General features: G+C 51.8%; 16 protein-coding genes and 1 other annotated feature. Of the genes, 14 read left to right on the plus strand and 2 right to left on the minus strand.

What is annotated here, in order from left to right:
- Nucleotides 1–241 precede the first annotated feature (241 nt).
- From GTPT_RS05495 to thrC, 5 genes are all read left to right on the plus strand, one after another.
- Nucleotides 242–928, plus strand: coding sequence for a tRNA/rRNA methyltransferase (locus tag GTPT_RS05495; RefSeq protein ID WP_025901179.1), 687 nt, complete (start codon nt 242–244; stop codon nt 926–928).
- Between the two features lie 120 nt (nt 929–1,048).
- Nucleotides 1,049–1,198, plus strand: a complete 150-nt coding sequence (gene thrL, locus GTPT_RS16950; protein WP_241964926.1) for a thr operon leader peptide — start codon at nt 1,049–1,051, stop codon at nt 1,196–1,198.
- Nucleotides 1,137–1,255, plus strand: a sequence feature (Thr leader region). (Overlaps the previous gene by 62 nt.)
- Before the next feature lie 25 nt (nt 1,256–1,280).
- Nucleotides 1,281–3,743: a bifunctional aspartate kinase/homoserine dehydrogenase I gene (gene thrA / locus GTPT_RS05500; RefSeq protein WP_029989814.1), complete on the plus strand. Its 2,463-nt coding sequence runs from the start codon at nt 1,281–1,283 to the stop codon at nt 3,741–3,743.
- A gap of 2 nt (nt 3,744–3,745) precedes the next feature.
- Entirely contained in the window at nt 3,746–4,675 is a 930-nt protein-coding gene (gene thrB, locus GTPT_RS05505; protein WP_025901181.1) for a homoserine kinase, read from the plus strand.
- Nucleotides 4,676–4,678: 3 nt separating this feature from the next.
- Complete coding sequence (gene thrC / locus GTPT_RS05510) at nt 4,679–5,971, plus strand: threonine synthase (protein WP_025901182.1); 1,293 nt, start codon at nt 4,679–4,681, stop codon at nt 5,969–5,971.
- 72 nt (nt 5,972–6,043) lie between these two features.
- Here the strand turns inward: thrC and yaaA are convergent, their stop codons facing one another.
- Nucleotides 6,044–6,817 (minus strand): peroxide stress protein YaaA, encoded by a 774-nt coding sequence (yaaA, locus tag GTPT_RS05515; protein ID WP_025901183.1) that lies wholly within the window; start codon nt 6,815–6,817, stop codon nt 6,044–6,046.
- 261 nt (nt 6,818–7,078) lie between these two features.
- Between yaaA and tal the strand changes: the two genes are divergently transcribed.
- From tal to nhaA, 6 genes are all read left to right on the plus strand, one after another.
- Complete coding sequence (gene tal, locus GTPT_RS05520) at nt 7,079–8,032, plus strand: transaldolase (protein ID WP_025901184.1); 954 nt, start codon at nt 7,079–7,081, stop codon at nt 8,030–8,032.
- A gap of 98 nt (nt 8,033–8,130) precedes the next feature.
- Nucleotides 8,131–8,718, plus strand: a complete 588-nt coding sequence (gene mog, locus GTPT_RS05525; protein WP_029989815.1) for a molybdopterin adenylyltransferase — start codon at nt 8,131–8,133, stop codon at nt 8,716–8,718.
- Nucleotides 8,719–8,834: 116 nt separating this feature from the next.
- Nucleotides 8,835–10,130 (plus strand): MFS transporter, encoded by a 1,296-nt coding sequence (locus tag GTPT_RS05530; protein WP_025901186.1) that lies wholly within the window; start codon nt 8,835–8,837, stop codon nt 10,128–10,130.
- Nucleotides 10,131–10,350: 220 nt separating this feature from the next.
- On the plus strand, nt 10,351–12,258 hold the full coding sequence (gene dnaK / locus GTPT_RS05535) for a molecular chaperone DnaK (RefSeq protein ID WP_029989712.1): 1,908 nt from the start codon (nt 10,351–10,353) through the stop codon (nt 12,256–12,258).
- Nucleotides 12,259–12,361: 103 nt separating this feature from the next.
- Nucleotides 12,362–13,504: a molecular chaperone DnaJ gene (gene dnaJ / locus GTPT_RS05540; protein ID WP_025901188.1), complete on the plus strand. Its 1,143-nt coding sequence runs from the start codon at nt 12,362–12,364 to the stop codon at nt 13,502–13,504.
- A gap of 159 nt (nt 13,505–13,663) precedes the next feature.
- Nucleotides 13,664–14,824 (plus strand): Na+/H+ antiporter NhaA, encoded by a 1,161-nt coding sequence (gene nhaA, locus GTPT_RS05545; RefSeq protein ID WP_029989710.1) that lies wholly within the window; start codon nt 13,664–13,666, stop codon nt 14,822–14,824.
- Nucleotides 14,825–15,138: 314 nt separating this feature from the next.
- Here the strand turns inward: nhaA and rpsT are convergent, their stop codons facing one another.
- A complete protein-coding gene (gene rpsT, locus GTPT_RS05550; RefSeq protein WP_025901190.1) occupies nt 15,139–15,402 on the minus strand; it encodes a 30S ribosomal protein S20 in 264 nt (87 codons plus the stop codon).
- 318 nt (nt 15,403–15,720) lie between these two features.
- Here rpsT and ribF point away from each other — a divergent pair, with 318 nt between their 5' ends.
- The 3 genes from ribF to lspA are packed head-to-tail and all read left to right on the plus strand — an operon-like array spanning nt 15,721 to nt 20,003.
- Nucleotides 15,721–16,659, plus strand: coding sequence for a bifunctional riboflavin kinase/FAD synthetase (ribF, locus tag GTPT_RS05555; protein WP_025901191.1), 939 nt, complete (start codon nt 15,721–15,723; stop codon nt 16,657–16,659).
- 27 nt (nt 16,660–16,686) lie between these two features.
- Complete coding sequence (gene ileS / locus GTPT_RS05560; protein ID WP_025901192.1) at nt 16,687–19,503, plus strand: isoleucine--tRNA ligase; 2,817 nt, start codon at nt 16,687–16,689, stop codon at nt 19,501–19,503.
- Nucleotides 19,503–20,003 carry a signal peptidase II gene (lspA, locus tag GTPT_RS05565; RefSeq protein WP_025901193.1) on the plus strand — a complete coding sequence of 167 codons (501 nt, stop codon included), beginning with the start codon at nt 19,503–19,505 and terminating at the stop codon, nt 20,001–20,003. The genes ileS and lspA overlap by 1 nt, the downstream gene beginning before the upstream one ends.
- Nucleotide 20,004 lies beyond the last annotated feature (1 nt).

The raw sequence follows: 20,004 nt of genomic DNA on the forward strand, positions 1-20,004 counted from the left end.
ATCTCTTTTTTATCTTACATGCGATAAATCGCAAAATAATTCACATCCCGGCGGGGGCTGGCGGATATTGCGGGAATTTTCACATATAACCTGTTGTATTTAAATAGTTAAATGGAATTTAACATCGATTATTATCCGTTACACATGAATTTTGCGTCGTCAGCCGGTTAAAATAGCCCGGAATCTGGCGGAGTAAAGTCTTCAGGCTTATCCCGTTTATACGCATAGATAAGGTTATGAAATGTCCTTTCCTGTTATTTTAGTCTCACCGGCCAGGCCAGAAAATGTGGGTGCCGCTGCCCGGGCAATGAAAACCATGGGATTTAGCGAATTACGCATTGTTAACAGCAGTGTCTGGCAGGATCCTGCGGCCTATCGGGTAGCACATGGTGCGACGGAGATCCTCGATAACGTTCGCTCGTTTCCTGATTTGGCCTCTGCTCTGGCTGACGTGGACTTTTCCGTTGCAACTACCGCCCGCAGCCGGGCGAAATTTCGTTATTACGCCACGCCGCAGCAGGCAGAGGGATTGCTGAAAGAAAAACAGCAATGGGCAGGGCGTCTGGCATTAATTTTCGGTTGTGAAGAGAGCGGTCTGACCAATGAAGAGCTGGCGCTGGCCGATCTTCTGACCGGTATTCCCATGGCTGTGGAATATCCGTCTCTTAATCTCGGGCAGGCAGTGATGGTACTCTGTTATCAGTTCTCTTCCCTGATGCAGGTTTCTACGCCCCGTCAGGAAACGGCGGACCCTCAGCAGTTACAGGCCTTGCGTGTGCGTTTACATCAATTGCTGGAACGTCTGGACGTCAGTGATGATATAAAAATGACAGACTGGGTGGATCAACGGCTGGGGTTACTGGAACAAAGAGACAGTGCAATGTTACACCGATTACTTCATGACATCGAAAAAAAACTCGCAGAGTAAATCTCTGCAGATGTTCCTGTTTATAGTGCCTGCTGTGGCATTAACGGTTCAGAATTTAGGGATCGTAAGGCTTTTTGCTGAAAGTGCCGAGTATTAAAGTGCCGGAGAAAAGCGGTGAATATGATAAATTTATTGACTTGGCGGGCACTTTGTTTTACTTCTGAAAGCAGACAGATTAAAAGCAAAGCAGACAGAGAATACATGCGTAACTACAGCCTGAACATTACTATTATTACCACCACCATTACCACAGGTAACGGTGCGGGCTGACGCATAACAGGAAAAAACGAAAAAGCCCGCACCCTATCAGGTGTGGGCTTTTTTTTGGCGTAAATTCAGGAGTTAGTGAATCATGCGAGTGTTGAAATTTGGCGGAACCTCCGTTGCCAATGCCGAAAGGTTTATGCGCGTTGTCGACATACTGGAAAATAATGCAAAGCAGGAGCAGGTTGCGACAGTTCTCTCTGCACCGGCCAGAATTACTAACCACTTAGTCGCGTTAATAGAGAAGACGATTTCCGGGCAGGATGCGTCCGCCAATCTGAATGAAGCCCGACAAATTTTTGAAACTCTGCTGCAAGAGTTATCGGCCGCACAGCCGGGCTTAGATGTTGCGGCACTCACACACTTCCTTGAGACTGAATTTACCCGCCTGCAGCACGTTATCCACGGTATCACCTTACTGGGGCAATGCCCTGACAGCGTCAATGCTGCAGTCATCTGTACCGGTGAAAAACTTTCGATTGCTATCATGCAGGCATTATTACAGGCCCGCGGCCACCGTGTGACGGTGATTGATCCGGTTGAGAAATTACTGGCCATTGGCGGTTATCTTGAGTCCACGGTGGATATTACCGAATCAACCCGTCGGATTGCTGCCAGCCAAATCCCTGCGGATCACTTTATTCTGATGGCAGGGTTCACTGCCGGTAATGAGCAGGGTGAACTGGTCGTGTTGGGACGTAATGGTTCTGACTATTCTGCAGCGGTCCTGGCCGCCTGTTTACGGGCGGATTGTTGTGAAATCTGGACAGATGTTGACGGAGTCTATACCTGTGATCCGCGTCAGGTACCCGATGCCAGATTACTGACCTCAATGTCGTACCAGGAAGCGATGGAGCTTTCTTACTTCGGTGCCAAGGTACTTCACCCCCGTACCATTACGCCAATTGCTCGTTTCCAGATCCCCTGCATCATTAAAAATACCGCCAACCCTGCCGCTCCCGGCACCCTGATTTCGGGAAATGCCGGTGATGACAACACGCCGGTCAAAGGGATCACCAACCTGAATAATATGGCGATGTTTAATGTTTCCGGTCCCGGAATGAAAGGGATGGTTGGCATGGCGGCCCGGGTATTTGCGGTGATGTCACGCAAAGGGATCTCGGTCGTTTTAATTACCCAATCCTCCTCCGAATACAGCATCAGTTTCTGTGTTCCGCAAAATGAGATGCTGGCGGCCCGTCGGGCGCTGGAAGATGAGTTTTATCTGGAACTGAAAGACGGGCTGTTAGAGCCGCTGGACGTGATAGAAAAACTGGCTGTCATCTCGGTCGTCGGCGATGGTATGCGTACACTGCGTGGGATCTCCGCCAAGTTCTTTGCCGCACTGGCGCGGGCTAACATTAATATTGTTGCGATTGCTCAGGGGTCATCAGAACGCTCTATTTCGGCGGTGGTCAGCAATGAAGATGCAACGACCGGCGTCAGAGTCGTCCATCAGATGTTATTTGCGACCGATCAGGTCATTGAAGTGTTTGTTGTCGGTACCGGGGGCGTAGGCAGTGCCTTGCTGGAGCAGTTGCATCGTCAGCAGAAATGGCTGAAAAATAAACATATTGACCTGCGTGTCTGTGGTATCGCTAATTCACGGGCCATGCTGACCAATGTTCACGGCATTCCGCTGGACAATTGGCAGGAACAATTATCAGGGGCAAAAGAGGTCTTCTCTCTTGAGCGCCTGACACGACTGGCTAAAGAGTATCACCTGCTGAACCCGGTCATTGTGGACTGTACCTCCAGCCAGTCAATGGCTGATCAGTATGCGGATTTCCTCAGTGAAGGCTTCCATGTGGTCACGCCGAATAAGAAAGCGAATACCTCTTCCCGGGAGTACTATCAGGAAATCCGTACTGCGGCTGAAAAGTCACGCCGTAAGTTCCTGTACGATACCAATGTCGGTGCCGGGTTGCCGGTCATCGAAAACCTGCAGAACCTGCTGAATGCGGGAGATGAGCTGATTAAATTCGACGGGGTTCTGTCCGGCTCGCTTTCCTATATTTTCGGTATGCTCGACGACGGTGTCACGCTTTCAGAAGCCACCCGTAAGGCCCGTGAGCTCGGGTTTACTGAGCCGGACCCGCGTGATGACCTTTCCGGTATGGATGTCGCTCGTAAGTTACTGATCCTGGCCCGTGAAGCCGGAATGTCACTGGAGCTGAGCGATATTGCTATCGAAGCCGTACTGCCGCAGGCATTGACTGACCTGGCAGATACGGAAGAGTTTATGCGTCGTCTGCCGGAACTGGACGCTGCGTTTGCCGCCCGCGTCAGTGAGGCGCGCGAAGAAGGCAAGGTATTACGTTTTGTCGGTGCGATTGACGAGCAGGGGCAATGCAGCGTGAAAATTGCTGCTGTCGATAATAATGACCCGCTCTATAAAGTGAAGAATGGTGAAAATGCGCTGGCTTTCTACAGCCGTTATTATCAACCGATCCCGCTGGTCCTGCGTGGATACGGTGCAGGAAATGATGTGACTGCAGCCGGCGTATTTGCAGATTTATTGAGAACTCTGTCGTGGAAGCTGGGAGTCTGATCATGGTAAAAGTTTACGCACCGGCCTCTATCGGCAATGTCAGTGTCGGCTTCGATGTTCTGGGAGCCGCGGTCTCCCCGGTGGATGGTACCTTACTGGGGGATTGCGTCACCGTTGAAACGGCTGATGTCTTCAGCCTTGAAAACCGGGGGCAGTTTGTGACAAAGCTTCCGGCTGACCCGAAAGAAAATATTGTTTACCAATGCTGGCAACGTTTTTGCCAGGAAATCGGCCGCGAAGTTCCGGTAAAAATGGTACTGGAAAAAAATATGCCTATCGGCTCCGGTCTCGGTTCCAGTGCCTGTTCGGTCGTTGCCGGACTGATGGCAATGAATGAATTTTGCGGAAAGCCTCTGGATGATAACCGCCTGCTGGCGCTGATGGGGGAGCTGGAAGGCCGCGTCTCCGGTAGCGTCCATTTTGACAATGTGGCTCCCTGTTTCCTCGGCGGTTTACAGTTGATGCTGGAGTCTGCAGGGATCACCTGTCAGCCGGTCCCTTGCTTTGAAGAGTGGTACTGGGTCATGGCCTATCCGGGAATTAAGGTCTCGACAGCCGAAGCCCGCGCGATTTTACCGGCGACTTACAGTAAAGCCGACTGTATTACTCATGGCCGTCTGCTGTCCGGGTTCATCCATGCTTGTCATACCCGTCAGCCACAACTGGCAGCGAGCCTGATGAAAGATGTGATGGCTGAACCCTATCGTGCCGGACTGCTGCCCGGGTTTGCAAAAGCACGCCAGGCCGTCACCGGGTTAGGCGCACTGGCCTGTGGTATTTCCGGGTCGGGTCCGACATTGTTCGCCGTCTGTGACACGCAGGAAGTCGCTGAGCAAGCCCGTCAATGGTTACAGCAGAACTACCTGCAGAACGATGAAGGCTTTGTACATATTTGCCGTCTTGATACGACCGGCGCACGTAAACTGGGATAAGCAATGAAATTATATAATCTGAAAGATCACAATGAGCAGGTCAGCTTTACTCAGGCCGTAAAACAGGGTCTTGGCTCACAACAGGGGCTGTTCTTTCCTAACGAACTTCCTGAATTTGAACTGACAGAGATAGACCAGCTGCTGGAGATGGATTTTGTGAGCCGCAGCAGCAAAATCCTGTCAGCGTTTATCGGTGATGAAATCCCTGAACAGGAACTGGCTTCCCGTATCAAAGCGGCCTTTACTTTTCCGGCCCCGGTACAAACGGTTTCTGACGATGTGGCATGCCTGGAACTGTTCCATGGCCCGACGCTGGCGTTTAAAGACTTCGGCGGCCGTTTTATGGCGCAGATGCTGGCGTTAAGCAAAAGCAGTGATGAAAAAATCACGATTCTGACCGCTACCTCCGGGGATACCGGTGCGGCAGTGGCCCATGCGTTTTATGGCATGGAAAATATTAATGTGGTGATCCTCTATCCGCAGGGAAAAATCAGCCCGCTGCAGGAGAAGTTATTCTGTACGCTGGGGGGAAATATCCGGACTATCGCCATTGAAGGTGATTTTGATGACTGTCAGGCACTGGTAAAACAGGCATTTGATGATCAGGAACTGAAACAGGCTATCGGTCTGAACTCCGCAAACTCAATTAATATCAGCCGGTTACTGGCACAGATATGCTACTACTTTGAAGCCGTCGCGCAGTTGCCACAGGAAAAACGTAATCAGCTGGTGATCTCTGTCCCCAGCGGTAACTTCGGGGATCTGACGGCGGGCTTACTGGCGAAGAGTCTGGGGCTGCCGGTGAAGCGTTTTATCGCGGCCACCAATGCCAATGATACGGTTCCGCGTTTTCTGAGCAGTGGCGACTGGACTCCGCACAAAACGGTAGCCACCTTATCGAATGCGATGGATGTCAGCCAGCCGAACAACTGGCCACGCGTTGAAGAGTTGTTCCGCCGTAAATCCTGGCAGCTGAACGCGCTGGGATACGGTGCGCTCAGTGATGAGCAAACCCGTGCGGCGGTACGTGAGCTGGCTGCAGAAGGCTATATTTCTGAACCCCATGCGGCCATCGCCTGGCGGGTTCTGCGTGATCAGTTACAGGACGGTGAGTATGGTCTGTTCCTGGGAACGGCCCATCCGGCGAAATTTAAGGAAAGCGTGGAAGATATCCTGCAACAGACACTGCCACTGCCGGCAGAGCTGGCAGAACGTGCTGACCTGCCGCTGTTATCAGACACTCTGCCTGCTGAGTTTGCAGCGCTGAGAACTTACCTGACCGGCAAAGCCTCTTAATGGGGTGATGCACACTGCGGGTCGCCAGACCCGCGGTGTGCAGCGACAGAAGGGCAGGTCTCGCAGGCTGAATTACTGTTCGTGACGTTTGAAGACCAGTTCATCTGCACTGCTGGCGGCTTCATCATAGAAATACCCGTCAGTATCGAAGGCCTTAAGCTGTTCAACAGAGGTCAGGCGATGGCGGATAATGTAGCGGGTCATCAGTCCGCGGGCCTTTTTAGCGTAGAAGCTGATCACTTTAAACTTGCCATTCTTTTCATCCAGGAAGACCGGCTTCACTATGCGTCCTTTCAGGACCCCGGGCTTCACTGCTTTGAAATATTCATCGGAGGCCAGGTTGACCAGCACGTCGTCACCCTGATCGTCCAGCGCGTCGTTCAGCACTTTTGTCAGACGCTCTCCCCAGAAACTGTACAGGTCCTTGCCATGCGGATTTGAAAGTTTAATTCCCATTTCCAGACGGTAAGGCTGCATCAGGTCGAGCGGTCGTAACACGCCGTATAACCCGGAGAGCATCCGCAGGTGTTGCTGTGCAAATGTGAAATCGTCTTCTTCCAGCGTCCCGGCATCCAGCCCGGTATACACATCGCCTTTGAAGGCCAGAATTGCCTGGCGGGCATTGTCGGGGGTGAAATCTGCCTGCCAGTCATTAAAACGTTCGGCATTCAGGTGAGCCAGTTTATCGCTGATACTCATCAGGGAGGCTATTTGTGCCGGGCTTAGCTGGCGGGCGATATCGATAAGTTGCTGCGATGCGGCGAGCAGTTCAGGCTGTGTATATTTTTCAGTGGCCAACGGGCTTTCATAATCCAGCGTTTTCGCCGGGGATATCACCATTAACATTTACCATTCCTCTTGATTTAAGGCCCGCAGGCGATAACTTACTGCCTGAGTTTAACAAAAAAGTTGCACGGATTGATCAATCGTTACTATTCCTCCGGGCTATGGTTAACAGGCCTGCCGGAATTTCAGCAGACCTGACATGCTACCCGCAGGGCATTATTTCACGGCTGTTTATCCGGGCTGGCCTTGCGCCTCAGCAAGTGCGTGATATTATCCGGAGAGGCTTTTTACACTGACAGTACAACAGAAGAGAAGCAAAACATGACGGACAAACTCTCATCACTGCGCAAGATCACTACCGTTGTAGCCGATACCGGTGATATCGAAGCAATGAAACTCTACCAGCCACAGGATGCAACCACTAACCCTTCACTGATCCTGAATGCGGCACAGATCCCTGAATACCGTAAACTGATCGATGAAGCTATCGACTGGGCGCGTAAACAAAGCAATGATAAAGAGCAGCAGATTGCTTTTGCTTCCGACAAACTGGCGGTAAACATCGGTCTGGAAATTCTGAAATTAATCCCCGGCCGTATTTCAACAGAAGTGGATGCTCGTCTTTCTTATGATACCGAAGCGAGTATTGCTAAGGCCCATAGCCTGATCAAGCTGTACAATGATGCGGGTATCAGCAATGACCGTATCCTTATCAAGCTGGCATCGACCTGGCAGGGCATCCGTGCTGCAGAGCAGCTGGAAAAAGAAGGGATCAACTGTAACCTGACGCTGTTGTTCTCTTTTGCTCAGGCCCGTGCCTGTGCAGAAGCCGGCGTATTCCTGATTTCTCCGTTTGTTGGCCGTATTCTGGACTGGTACAAAGCGAACACCGATAAGAAAGAGTATGCGCCTCAGGAAGATCCGGGTGTTGTTTCTGTGACTGAAATTTATGACTACTACAAGCAGCACGGTTATGAAACTGTGGTCATGGGCGCAAGCTTCCGTAACACCGGTGAGATTATTGAACTGGCCGGGTGCGATCGCCTGACAATTTCTCCGGCACTGCTGAAAGAACTGTCTGAAACTCAGGGTGAAGTTGAGCGTAAACTGAGCTATAGCGGTGAAGTTTCAGCTCGTCCTGAAAAAATGACCGAAGCTGAATTCCTGTGGGAACACAACCAGGATCCGATGGCCATCGACAAACTGGCACAGGGTATCCGCAACTTCGCTCTCGACCAGGGCAAACTGGAAAAAATGATTGCAGACCTGCTGTAATCTTTTCCTCTCTCCCGCAACATGCTGAGTGTTGCGGGTTATTAATGTTCTCCTGCCGCTTTTACTGTTTCGCTACCCTCAATACAAAGTGAATTATCATGAATACTCTACGAATCGGACTGGTTTCGGTCTCTGATCGTGCCTCGCAAGGCCTGTATCAGGATCAGGGCATTCCTGCATTGTCTGACTGGCTCAGCCAGGCGATGGCCACGCCTTTTGAACTGGAAAGCAGGGTTATCCCTGATGAGCAGTCACTGATTGAACAGACCTTGTGTGAACTGGTCGATGAATACCATTGTCATCTGGTATTGACGACCGGCGGGACCGGGCCCGCACTGCGTGATGTCACCCCGGAGGCGACTGTGGCGGTGGGTGATCGTGTGATGCCGGGCTTTGGTGAACAGATGCGCCAGATAAGCCTGAATTTTGTCCCGACCGCTATTTTGTCCCGACAGACGGCCGTCATCCGTAAACAGTCACTGATCCTGAATTTGCCGGGGCAGCCAAAATCGATAAAAGAAACCCTGGAAGGGCTGAAGGATGAATCCGGGCATGTCCGTGTTCCGGGTATTTTTGCAAGTGTACCGTATTGTTTACAGTTACTGGAGGGGCCTTACGTCGAAACACACCCCGCAGTCGTAGCATCTTTCCGCCCTAAAAGTGCAAAACGTGAGATAAACAACTGAGTGTCGTGTTTTTTTGGTATAAAATTCAGGGGTGCTGGTGTATAAAAATATTGACGATATAGTAATGAAAGATTTACGACTATATCGTCACCGGACCCCTGAAAAGATGACTTAACATGGAAAAACACGCTGCAAGACCCCTGAATGCACAGGATTATAAGACCTTGCTGCTGGCCGCCCTGGGCGGAGCGCTGGAGTTTTACGACTTTATTATTTTCGTTTTTTTTGCTGCCGTCATTGGCGAACTCTTCTTCCCCGCCGATATTCCTGAATGGCTGCGGCAGGTACAGACCTTCGGGATCTTTGCCGCCGGTTATCTTGCCAGGCCGTTGGGCGGCATCATCATGGCCCATTTCGGCGATATTCTGGGCCGGAAAAAAATGTTCAGCCTGAGTATTCTGCTGATGGCTCTGCCGACACTGGCGATGGGCCTGTTACCGTCCTACCAGGTGATTGGCCTGGCCGCTCCGTTGTTACTGTTATTGATGCGTCTCCTGCAGGGGGCTGCTATCGGCGGTGAAGTTCCCGGTGCCTGGGTCTTTGTTGCGGAGCATGTTCCGGAAAAACGCACGGGGATTGCCTGCGGAACACTGACAGCCGGCCTCACCGTCGGGATTTTACTGGGGTCACTGGTGGCGGGTGAAATTAACCGGCATATGACTCCTCAGCAGGTGGCCTCCGTCGGGTGGCGTCTGGCATTTCTGCTCGGCGGCGTGTTCGGGTTCGTAGCGCTTTTCCTGCGGCGCTGGCTGCAGGAAACTCCGGTGTTTAAGCAGATGCAACAGCAAAAAGCGCTGGCTGAGTCGCTGCCTTTGCAGACGGTTGTCCGTCATCACCGTAAGAGTCTGGTGATCTCGGTATTACTGACCTGGTTATTGTCGGGCGCGTTGGTGGTATTGATCCTGATGGCTCCGGCGTTGATCCAGAAAATGTACCATATCCCGGCGGTGGTCAGCCTGCAGGCGAACAGTATTGCGACCCTGATGCTTCTCATCGGCTGCCTGCTGGCCGGTCTGCTGGTGGATCGTTATGGGGCAGGGCCTTGCCTGATCGCAGGATGTGCGTTGCTGGCAGTGACGACCTGGGTGTTTTTCACAGTGACTGCGACGTACCCACAGTATCTGATGCCCGCCTATGGCTTACTGGGGCTGAGTGTCGGAACGGTGGGGATTGTCCCGTTTGTGATGGTGAGGGCATTTCCGCCTGCTGTACGTTTCAGCGGGATTTCACTGGCCTATAACCTTTCCTATGCCGTTTTCGGCGGCCTGACGCCGGTAATTGTGACGATGGCTTTACGTCTGACGCCGATGGCGCCCTGCGGATATATGGTCAGCCTGTGTGTGATGGGGGCAGTGATCGGGGGTTATCTTTGCCGGCGCAGCCTCTGCCGGACGGTACCGCAAACGGTGTAATTCCCTAAAGGCAGGAAAAAAGCAGCGCCCGGCGCTGCTTTTTTTTGATTTTTTTTTAGGGTAACCACTTGATGCGCGATAAAGCAGCCCCATTTACTTTGTCATACCGGAGAATGAACCTGAAAAAAAAGTTTTTTCTGCCGCTTGAAAATAGTTTCGGCGACCACATTTATGGTTCATATCCGAACAAAAACAGAATTTACGTGGGAGATGTGTAGAGATGGGTAAAATTATAGGTATTGACCTGGGTACAACCAATTCATGTGTTGCAATTATGGATGGTGGCAAAGCGCGCGTACTGGAAAATGCTGAGGGTGATCGTACCACACCTTCAATCATCGCCTACACTCAGGATGGCGAGACTCTGGTAGGTCAGCCTGCTAAACGTCAGGCCGTGACCAACCCGCAAAACACCCTGTTCGCTATTAAGCGTCTGATCGGTCGTCGTTTCCAGGACGAAGAAGTCCAGCGTGACCTGAAAATCATGCCTTATAAAATCGTCGGTTCAGACAATGGCGATGCCTGGCTGGAAGTGAAAGGCCAGAAAATGGCACCTCCGCAGATTTCTGCTGAAGTGCTGAAGAAAATGAAAAAAACCGCAGAAGATTACCTGGGTGAGCCGGTTACCGAAGCTGTTATCACCGTACCGGCTTACTTCAACGATGCTCAGCGTCAGGCAACTAAAGATGCCGGTCGTATCGCTGGTCTGGAAGTTAAGCGTATCATCAACGAACCTACCGCAGCGGCATTAGCGTACGGTATGGATAAAGCACAGGGTAACCGTACTATTGCGGTATACGACCTGGGTGGTGGTACTTTCGATATCTCTATTATCGAAATTGATGAAGTTGATGGCGAAAAAACCTTCGAAGTTCTGGCAACCAACGGTGATACCCACCTGGGTGGTGAAGACTTCGATAGCCGTCTGATTAACTATCTGGTTGACGAATTCAAGAAAGAGCAGGGTATTGACCTGCGTAACGACCCGCTGGCAATGCAGCGTCTGAAAGAAGCGGCAGAGAAAGCGAAGATTGAACTGTCTTCTGCACAGCAGACCGACGTTAACCTGCCGTATGTCACCGCAGATGCGACCGGTCCTAAGCACCTGAACATCAAAGTGACGCGTTCAAAACTGGAATCACTGGTTGAAGATCTGGTTACCCGTTCTATCGAGCCACTGAAAGTTGCTCTGAATGATGCCGGTCTGTCAGTGTCTGAAATCCATGACGTTATTCTGGTCGGTGGTCAGACCCGTATGCCTATGGTTCAGACCAAGGTTAAAGAATTCTTCGGTAAAGAGCCGCGTAAAGACGTTAACCCTGATGAAGCTGTTGCTATCGGTGCTGCAGTACAGGGTGGTGTTCTGGCCGGTGATGTGAAAGACGTTCTGCTGCTGGACGTTACCCCGCTGTCCCTGGGTATCGAAACCATGGGTGGTGTCATGACCAGCCTGATCAGCAAGAACACCACTATCCCGACCAAACACAGTCAGGTGTTCTCAACGGCAGAAGACAACCAGTCTGCGGTAACTATCCATGTGCTGCAGGGTGAGCGTAAACGTTCTTCTGACAACAAGTCACTGGGTCAGTTTAACCTGGACGGCATTCAGGCAGCACCACGCGGTATGCCGCAGATCGAAGTGACTTTTGATATCGATGCCGATGGTATCCTGCACGTTTCTGCTAAAGACAAAAACAGCGGTAAAGAGCAGAAAATCACCATCAAGGCCTCTTCCGGTCTGAACGATGATGAAATCGAAAAAATGGTTCGTGATGCAGAACTGAATGCAGAATCTGACCGTAAGTTCGAAGAACTGGTTCAGGCTCGTAACCAGGGTGATCAGGTTGTTCACAGCACCCGTAAGCAGTTAGAAGAAGCCGGTGACAAACTGTCTGCTGATGATAAAGCACCGATTGAAGCTGCACTGGCAGAGCTGGAAACCGCACTGAAAGGCGAAGATAAAGCCGCTATCGATGCGAAAATTCAGGCACTGGCTGAAGTTTCCGGCAAACTGATGGAAATGGCTCAGCAGTCCGCCCAGGCGAATGGCGCGGGTGCAGACGCTTCAGCTCAGAAAGATGACGATGTTGTCGATGCTGAATTTGAAGAAGTTAAAGATAAAAAATAATTGCCCATGAAGGGCCGGGCGATGGGGTAATCCATCGCCTTCAACCAGCACGGGCGTAGGATAATATCCACGCCCGTGCGATCATGTTAAGGGCAATGAAAAAATGGCGAAGAGTGATTACTACGAGGTTTTAGGCGTATCCAAAACAGCGGATGAGCGTGAAATCAAAAAAGCCTATAAACGGCTGGCAATGAAATATCACCCTGACCGCAATCCGGATGATGCAGAGGCGCTTGAAAAATTTAAAGAAGTTAAAGAAGCCTATGAGATCCTGACGGATGAGCAGAAACGCGCAGCTTATGACCAGTATGGTCATGCAGCCTTTGAACAAGGTGGCATGGGCGGCGGCGGATTCGGGGGTGGCTTCGGCGGCGGCGGTGCTGACTTTGGCGATATTTTTGGTGACGTATTTGGCGATATCTTCGGCGGTGGCCGTCGGCAGCGCTCTGCGCGGGGTTCTGACTTACGTTACAATATGGAACTTACGCTGGAAGAAGCCGTACGGGGTGTCAGCAAAGAGATCCGTATCCCGACGTTGCAGGAATGCGATACCTGTGATGGCAGTGGTGCAAAAGCAGGTTCAAAACCTCAGACCTGTTCCACCTGTCAGGGTGCCGGTCAGGTACAGATGCGTCAGGGCTTCTTTGCTGTTCAGCAACCCTGCCCGACCTGCCAGGGGCGCGGGACGATTATCAAAGATCCTTGTAACTCCTGCCACGGTCATGGCCGTGTAGAAACCACCAAAACACTGTCAGTAAAAATTCCTGCCGGTGTGGATACCGGTGACCGTATTCGTCTGTCAGGCGAAGGTGAAGCCGGTGAGCAGGGTGCGCCTGCCGGTGATTTATATGTTCAGGTGTCGGTGAAAAAACACCCGATTTTTGAACGTGAAGATAATAATCTTTATTGCGAAGTGCCTATCAACTTTGCAATGGCTGCACTGGGGGGAGAAATTGAAGTTCCAACCCTGGATGGCCGGGTCAAACTGAAAATTCCTGCCGGTACACAAACGGATAAATTATTCCGTATGCGTGGCAAAGGCGTTAAGTCGGTACGTGGTGGTGCTATCGGTGATCTGCTGTGCCGGGTCGTGGTCGAAACGCCGGTTAACCTGAGTGAGAAGCAGAAAGAACTGCTCAGCGAACTGGGTGAAACCCTCGGCGGGCCTTCAGGTGATCACAATAGCCCGCGTTCAAAAAGCTTTTTTGACGGCGTGAAAAAATTTTTTGATGATCTGACGCGCTAACCGGTCTGTTCCGGTGAACACGGAAGCCAGTACCCGCGGGGTGCTGGCTTTTTTTTGGCTGGAGGAAAGTGCCGGCGGGTAAACGTAATGCGATGTTAAACGCTGTGCTGCTATGTGAAAATACGCAGACAGAAAGTTCACGACGAGGATAATATCGGGATGTCAGCACTGCAAAAATGGGTAAAAAGTGAAGCCGCCGGGGGCGTGATACTGATTATCGCCGCGGCACTGGCACTCATACTGGCCAATGCCGGCTGGAGCGCTAAAGGTTATCAGCAGTTCCTGCATTTTACGCCGACAGGTGGAAACCGCAGTGAGCATCCGCACGATATTCTTTTCTGGATCAATGATGCCCTGATGGCCTTATTTTTCCTGCTGGTCGGATTAGAAGTTAAGCGGGAACTGGTGGCCGGAGCACTGGCCAGTAAACAACAGGCTCTTTTTCCGTTTATTGCCGCCCTTGGGGGGATGATTGCTCCCGCTCTGATTTTCCTGTCCTTTAACGCCTCCCACCCCGGTATCCGCAATGGATGGGCTATCCCGACGGCGACGGATATTGCTTTTGCATTAGGGATCCTTGCTTTACTGGGAAGCCGGGTTCCGCCGGTATTAAAAGTGTTTCTGATGGCGCTGGCGGTGATTGATGACCTGGGTGCGATAGTGATTATTGCATTATTCTATAGCAGCCATATCGCCTGGGGCGCGATGGCGCTGGTTGTGGCGGCGGTAGCCGTATTAGCATTGATGAACAGAGCGAAGGTTTCCTCGCCGGTACCTTACCTGCTGGTCGGGGCCGTGTTATGGGTCGCGGTGTTGTTGTCCGGTATTCATGCCACGATTGCCGGGGTGATCCTTGGTCTGATGATGCCTGTAAAGGGGGTACCGGATACCGCGGCTGCACCGCGCTTAACGCATACCCTGGAACCCTGGATCCGCTGGCTGGTATTGCCGTTATTTGCATTCGCCAATGCCGGGGTGGTTGTTGGTGATATTTCGCTTTCTCAGGCCTTTTCTTCACTGCCGTCAGGGATTATTGCCGGTTTGCTGGTGGGTAAGCCATTGGGTATCACGGTGGCGTGCTGGCTGAGTCTCCGGCTCGGCCTGACCCGCTTGCCGGAAAATACCGGTATCAGGGATATTGCTGCGATAGGCGTGCTTTGCGGGATAGGCTTCACGATGTCTATCTTTATCGCTTCTCTGGCCTACGGTCAGGAAGCGGCTTCACTGGTCAATGAAGCAAAACTGGGCATTCTGGGAGGGTCAGTGCTCTCTGCGGTTTCCGGTTATCTGCTACTGCGCCGTCGGTATGCCTTGCCGTAAACGCAGAGGCACTCCCGGTGGAACTGCCGGTTGTTGCTGGCGGAGTGTAAAACGGTCTGCGTTCCGGAGTGAAGATGCAGGTGAGCGGTTCTCTGTCGTTCCCTGCCGTGTTCACGGTGATTTCCCGGGGTAAGTGACTCCTGAGTGCAGCGCGCCGTTCAGCAGCGATTTATGCAAGCTTAAAGGCCGGTGTGGCAGGTTATGCGGATGGTGACAGGAAGCAGAGGCAGAAAGAACAGGCAGGGGGAAGGGATAGCGGACATAAAAAAACCGGCCTGAGGCCGGTTCTTTTCAAAGCAACAACAAATCAGCGATTAAGCCAGTTTGTTGATTTGTGCAGTCAGGTTTGCTTTATGACGTGCAGCTTTGTTTTTGTGGATCAGACCTTTAGCAGCCTGACGGTCCACGATTGGTTGCATTTCGTTAAATGCGTTCTGCGCAGCAGCTTTATCGCCAGTAGCGATTGCAGCGTATACTTTTTTGATGAAAGTACGCAGCATTGAGCGACGGCTTGCATTGTGCTTGCGACGTTTCTCAGATGTTACAGCGCGTTTCTTAGCTGATTTGATATTAGCCAAGGTCCAACTCCCAAATATGTTCTATATGGACAAATCAAAGGCCGAGGACTATGCCTTTTGCGCCTTCTCTTGTCAATGGATTTGTGCAAATAAGCGTCGTTTAAAAAACAACACCCGGTTACGTAATTGATGGCGCAAGATTCTACCAGCTTCCTTGTGTTGAATACAGCTTTTCGCAACAAAATTGTCGGGATTTTGCCCGGCAGGGAAGAAACATGAGGAAAAGCAGCAAAGAAGCGACGAAAGGCTTCGCTAACGGGTTAATTTTGTACGCTGTAAAGGGTATAATCCGGCGATTTCCAGCGATTTGAGTCGGCCATGAAGTTTATCCGCGGTTTACATAATCTCACTAAGCAGCATCGTGGCTGCGTTTTGACTATTGGTAATTTTGACGGTGTGCATCGCGGGCATCAGGCGTTGCTGAAACAACTTTGTGATGAAGGCAAAGAGCGACAATTGCCGGTGGTGGTGATGTTATTTGAACCACAACCTCGCGAGTTTTTTACCGGCGGAGAAGTGCCACCCCGCCTGACCCGTCTGCGGGAAAAAGTGAAATATCTGACAGAGGCCGGGGTAGATACCGTTCTCTGCGTGCGCTTCGATAGGGACTTCGCCGCACTGAATGCCAGCAGTTTTATCCATGATGTTCTGGTGGATAAGCTGGATGTCCGTTTTCTGGCGGTCGGTGATGACTTCCGGTTCGGTGCTGGCCGTGAAGGGGATTTCCTGTTATTACAGAATGCCGGTCGTCAGTATCACTTCGATGTGGTGAATACCCGGACCTTCTGTGAGCAGGGGACCCGAATCAGTAGTACCCGGGTCCGCCAGGCGCTGGCAGACGATGACCTCACCGGGGCAGAACGGTTGCTGGGACGGCCTTATGCCATCAGCGGGCGGGTGGTTCATGGTGATGCGTTAGGCAGAACGCTGGGATTCCCGACGGCCAATATTCCCCTGCGACGAGCGGTTTCACCGGTGACCGGTGTTTATGCCGTCGAGGTTCTGGGGATTGCAGAAAAACCGTACTTCGGTGTGGCTAATATCGGCACACGACCAACGGTGAAAGGCATACGACAGCAGCTTGAAGTCAACCTGCTGGACGTCAGTATTAATTTATATGGCCGCCATATCTCTGTGGTATTGCGGCATAAAATACGCAATGAGCAACGATTTGCCTCTCTTGATGAATTAAAAGCGCAAATTGCCAAAGATGTGGTGACGGCCCGCGAATTTTTTGGGCTTAAAGCAACGGTGTAATAACCGAAATATGGAACCGAGAATCTGATGAGTGACTATAAATCTACCCTGAACTTGCCGGAAACAGGCTTCCCGATGCGTGGCGATTTAGCCAAACGGGAACCTGCGATGTTGCAGCGCTGGACTACCGATAACCTGTACGGTGCGATCCGCGCGGCTAAAAAAGGCAAAAAAACATTTATCCTGCATGATGGCCCTCCGTACGCCAACGGCAACATTCATATCGGTCACTCAGTTAACAAGATTCTGAAAGATATTATTGTTAAATCTAAAGGACTGTCCGGATTTGACGCGCCTTATATCCCCGGCTGGGACTGCCACGGATTACCGATTGAGCATAAAGTCGAACAAATGATCGGTAAGCCTGGTGAAAAAGTGTCGGCTGCTGAGTTCCGTGCTGCCTGCCGTCAGTATGCTGCGGAGCAGGTGGAAGGGCAGAAAAAAGACTTTATTCGCCTGGGGGTACTGGGTGACTGGGATCGCCCGTATCTGACGATGGACTTCAGGACCGAAGCGAACATTATCCGTGCCTTAGGTCGCATCATCGGCAATGGTCATTTGCATAAAGGGGCCAAGCCTGTTCACTGGTGTCTGGATTGTCGTTCTGCACTGGCGGAAGCCGAAGTGGAATATTATGACAAGACATCACTGTCTATCGATGTCATGTTCAACGCCACGCAGCCGGAAACTGTCGCTGCCGCGTTCTCTGCAGCAACGCCGGCAACGCCGGTCTCGCTGGTGATCTGGACGACTACCCCCTGGACGATGCCATCAAACCGGGCCATCTCGGTCAACCCGGAGTTTGATTATCAGCTCATCCAGACGGAAGAGAGAGCACTGATCCTGGCGAAAGATCTGGTCGACAGTGTGATGAAGCGTGCCGGTATTACCGAATGGCAGGTACTGGGTGAATGCAAAGGCAGCGCGCTTGAAATGTTACGTTTCGCGCATCCGTTCCTGGCCTTTGATGTGCCTGTTTTACTGGGCGACCATGTCACCCTGGATGCCGGTACCGGTGCCGTGCATACCGCCCCTGGCCACGGTCCGGATGACTATGTCATCGGGCAGAAATATGGCATTGAAGCGGCAAACCCTGTCGGCCCGGATGGATGCTATTTACCGGGCACTTACCCGGGGCTGGACGGCGTGAATGTCTTTAAAGCTAACGAAATGATCGCCGATCTGCTGCGTGAAAAAGGCGCATTACTGCACCTGGAAAAACTGCACCACAGTTATCCGCACTGCTGGCGCCATAAAACGCCTATCATTTTCCGTGCGACTCCGCAGTGGTTTATCAGCATGGATCAGAAAGGACTGCGTGCGCAGTCGCTGAAAGAAATTAAAGGCGTACAGTGGATCCCGGACTGGGGCCAGGCACGTATTGAATCGATGGTAGCTAATCGTCCGGACTGGTGTATCTCGCGTCAGCGTACCTGGGGCGTACCGATGGCACTGTTCGTTCATAATCAGACCGAAGAGCTGCATCCGGATACGCTTAACCTGATGGAGCAGGTTGCCCTGCGGGTTGAGCAGGACGGTATTCAGGCCTGGTGGGATCTGGACGCGAAAGAACTGCTGGGTGCAGATGCGGACAACTACACCAAGGTACCGGACACGCTGGATGTCTGGTTTGACTCCGGGTCAACCAGCAGTTCGGTTGTCGATGTACGTCCTGAATTTAACGGACATAGCGCAGATATCTATCTGGAAGGCTCCGATCAGCACCGTGGCTGGTTTATGTCATCACTGATGATTTCGACGGCGATTAAAAACAAAGCCCCTTACCGTCAGGTACTGACCCACGGATTTACCGTCGATGGTCAGGGCCGTAAGATGTCGAAGTCTATCGGTAATACCGTCAGTCCTCAGGACGTGATGAACAAACTGGGCGCCGACATTTTACGTCTGTGGGTGGCTTCAACCGACTATTCCGGGGAAATGGCGGTCTCTGATGAGATCCTGAAACGTTCGGCGGATGCCTATCGTCGTATCCGTAATACTGCCCGTTTCCTGCTGGCTAACCTGAATGGCTTTAATCCGGAAACGGATCAGGTGGCCCCGGAAGAGATGGTCGTGGTTGACCGCTGGGCGGTGGGCCGTGCGCTGGCTGCACAGCAGGATATTGTGGCCTCTTACGAAAATTATGACTTCCATGAAGTGGTTCAGCGTCTGATGCAGTTCTGCTCTGTGGAAATGGGGTCGTTCTACCTGGATGTCATTAAAGATCGTCAGTACACCGCGAAAGCTGACAGTGTGGCTCGTCGCAGTTGTCAGACCGCGCTCTGGCATATTGCTGAGGCTCTGGTTCGCTGGATGGCACCGATTATGTCGTTCACTGCCGATGAAATCTGGGGTCATTTATCAGGGCAACGTGATCAGTACGTGTTCACCGGTGAATGGTATCAGGGGCTGTTTGGCCTGCCTGAGAACGAAGCACTGAATGATTCGTACTGGGAACAACTGCTTAAAGTTCGTGGTGAAGTTAACAAGGTCATTGAGCAGGCGCGTTCCGATAAGCGTGTCGGTGGGGCGCTGGAAGCCTCCGTCACTCTGTATGCTGATGCGGCACTGTCAGAAAAACTGACAGCGTTAGGTGATGAACTGCGTTTCGTGTTACTGACCTCGGCCGTTAAGGTTGCACCGCTGGATACCGCACCGACAGATGCGGTACAGAGCGAGCACCTGAAAGGTCTGAAAATTACTCTGGCTAAAGCCGATGGTGAGAAATGTCCGCGTTGCTGGCATTACACTACGGATGTGGGTCAGAACCCTGAACATGCTGAAATCTGTGGACGCTGCTACACCAACGTCTCCGGTGAAGGTGAAGAGCGTAAGTTTGCCTGATGAGTAAATCGTTATGTTCAACCGGCCTGCGCTGGTTGTGGGTTATGGTGCTGGTGATAGTCGCAGACTTCGCCAGTAAACAGTGGATTATGGCCCACATGCAATTGCATGAAACCCGGGCCCTGTTCCCCTCTCTTAATCTTTTTTATGCCCATAATTATGGGGCGGCCTTCAGTTTTCTGGCCGACAAGGGCGGATGGCAGCGCTGGTTCTTTGCCGGTATCGCCATAGCCATAGCCATCGCGCTGGTTGTGATGATGTACCGTAATCGCGCCAGTCAGCGCCTGACGAATATCGCCTATGCGCTGATCATCGGTGGTGCGCTGGGTAATTTGCTGGATCGTTTCTGGCATGGCTTTGTGGTCGATTTTATCGACTTCTATGTCGGTAACTGGCATTTCGCGACCTTTAATATTGCCGATTGCGGTATCTGTATCGGGGCCGCGCTGGTGATCCTGGAAGGATTTATCACGTCCTCCCGCAAAACGGACAAAGGGTAAG

This window comes from Tatumella ptyseos ATCC 33301, assembly GCF_000735525.1.
GTDB classification, from domain to species: domain Bacteria; phylum Pseudomonadota; class Gammaproteobacteria; order Enterobacterales; family Enterobacteriaceae; genus Tatumella; species Tatumella ptyseos.